Source organism: Deinococcus cellulosilyticus NBRC 106333 = KACC 11606 (genome assembly GCF_007990775.1).
In the GTDB taxonomy this organism is placed as follows: Bacteria; Deinococcota; Deinococci; order Deinococcales; family Deinococcaceae; genus Deinococcus_C; species Deinococcus_C cellulosilyticus.
The window spans coordinates 1-1844 of record NZ_BJXB01000076.1 but is presented as its reverse complement, the minus strand read 5'-3'; the positions used below and the strand labels follow the sequence as shown (position 1 = coordinate 1844).

Annotated in this window: 1 protein-coding gene; it reads left to right on the top strand. The window is 52.7% G+C overall.

Going from position 1 to position 1844, the window contains the following annotated elements; genetic code table 11:
• Positions 1-1073: 1073 nt before the first annotated feature.
• The gene (locus DC3_RS28695) at positions 1074-1670 is read left to right on the top strand and encodes a hypothetical protein (protein ID WP_146892235.1); all 597 of its coding nucleotides are present in this window, start codon (positions 1074-1076) and stop codon (positions 1668-1670) included.
• Positions 1671-1844: the final 174 nt, after the last annotated feature.

Genomic DNA, 1844 nt, shown 5'->3' with positions numbered 1-1844 from the left:
CAGGGGGGTGACAAGGGTCAGGGGGGTGACAAGGGTCAGGGGGGTCACTAGGGTCAGGGGGGTGACATGGGTCAAGGGGGTCACAAGGGTCAGGGGGGTGAGTGTGAATGCATGTGAGGTGAAGCAGTTGCTCTGACCCTGGATGTGTGAAAGTGCAGGATGTTCAGGGCTTCAACTGCTGTGAGGTGCATCAAGCCCACCTTTGATCAGGGCGTTGACATGCACGCACCCACCTGAGTTTTGAAGTGTTTCGGGGGTGGGGTTGCAGAACAGGTGCAGGTGCACGTCCCGTTCAACCACCCCCCTCCACGGCCGGTGCTTTCGCGCAGCGCCCGTGCACCATCAAGGGGAGCGAGTGGACGCATGATGAACACCCGGCATGTGGGCACCAGGAGAACCGCTCCCTCCAGACCCGGGTTGCACACCCGCAGGCGGGTCCCCTCTCTTGCCTGAGCATCTGGCCCTGGGTTCCACCTGGAGGGACCGGTGGGTGCTTGCTGACCCTGCCCGAACCGACCCTGGGTTCCCGACAAACCCGAACCTGAAGCCAAAGCACCCGCCAGAAGGGGGGTCATTTTCGGGTCAAAAACCACTGAACCGACCCCCATCACCACTGCGGAAATTATGCACCCCCCCTCTCGGGCACAATGGGCAACTGGAACAAAAACCATGCTTCAAGACGCCCTCAGGAGCTCAAAGGGGACAGACACTATGTTTTTTAAATTACTTTTTGGTGGAAAATCAAAAAGACTCCGACCTGAAAGGCAAAACGGCGATTTTTTGGCAAAAAAAATAGTTTTAGGTATGTCTCGTCAATGAAACTTTTTCATCCGCATTTCTGGTCTGGTGTGAACAGAATCAGATCCAGTGGATTGTGCAGGAACCCTGACGGGATGCCCCGCTTGTTTCATCTGTCATGTATGAATAATGGGTTTTTCTTTTTTTGACACGCTTCAAAAGCCGTGTTTCACCAGTGGAACATCAAGCGAAACGCAAGTGTCTTGCTGCACAAGCATCTGGATCAAATGAAACAAACAATTGAGGGACACGCTGGCATTGTGTATATTCACTTTATGGAACAGGATCATTTCGAGCAGTCCGTGAAACATCTGGAACAGACCCTAAAAATGGGACGGACCACCCTCTACAGGTGGCGAACCCACATCCGTGAATACCTGCCTCCCGAAATTGCAAAAATATACAACCGTGACGCTGGACAGGAAACCTACACCGCATTCGAAATCGACCTGATCCCACGGGTCAAAAGGCTCAGGACCCTGAACAAACTGGGACCCCGGGAAGCCGTTCAACAGGCCTTCGAGGAATGGATCAGGGACCAGGCTTACCTGCGCGACCAGTTCCAGGCGGAGAAGACCGAGTTGCAAGAACGCCTGCAGGCCCAGGAACAAGAACTGAAACAGCTGCGCAGTGACGTCGCCATTCTCCGGAAAGAACAACAAACTGACACTCAAGCCACCACGGCAATGCTGGAAAAAATGATCCAGATGCTGGCTGAGTCCATGGGTCAATTGGAGAAAATTGAGGAGAGTCTGACCGCATCGGACGCCAAAATCCTTGAGAAAGTCGATAAGCTCGATGCCATGCAGCGCGATATGGGAGGGGTGTTCAATGCCATTTCCAGAGAACTGGTGAAACGAAATGTGATTTAAGATCGTGGATTTCAGTGGTTTGAATCGCTGACCGTGCCACAAGTGTTGAAGTAAAGCTACAGCGAGGGCAACGGTCTGTTGCAGACTTTTCATTTTTGAGTGGGATGAAATCGGGTTTAGGTGGGTTTTCGATCAAGTATTAAGGTTTACAAGGTCACAAGGGTCAGAGGAGTC